A 315-nucleotide genomic window follows, 5' to 3' on the forward strand; every position below is an offset into this window, starting at 1 on the left:
AGCATGCGTAATTGGGCTGACCCTGCACTGAGGTCGAGCTCCCGATAGGATCACAGGAAATCTGTGAGCAAGGGAGACTTCGAATGGAACATTATGTTGGCTTGGATGTGTCGCTGCGGTCCTGCGCGGTTTGTGTGGTCGACAGCAGAGGCACGATTCTGCATGAGCGAGACCTGCCGTGCGAGATCGAGGAGATCGCGGGATATCTTACCGCGCTTCCCGTTTCGATCGAGCGCGTCGGGTTCGAGTCCGGCACCTTGAGCCAGCATCTGTTTTACGGATTGAAGGCAGAAGGGTTCGACGTCGTCTGCATGG

General features: G+C 56.8%; 1 pseudogene. It reads left to right on the forward strand.

What is annotated here, in order from left to right:
• Positions 1–83: 83 nt before the first annotated feature.
• A pseudogene (locus tag D4754_RS23805) lies at positions 84–315 on the forward strand (IS110 family RNA-guided transposase); the annotation flags it as partial.

It is taken from the genome of Chachezhania antarctica (assembly GCF_003646465.1).
In the GTDB taxonomy this organism is placed as follows: domain Bacteria; phylum Pseudomonadota; class Alphaproteobacteria; order Rhodobacterales; family Rhodobacteraceae; genus Chachezhania; species Chachezhania antarctica.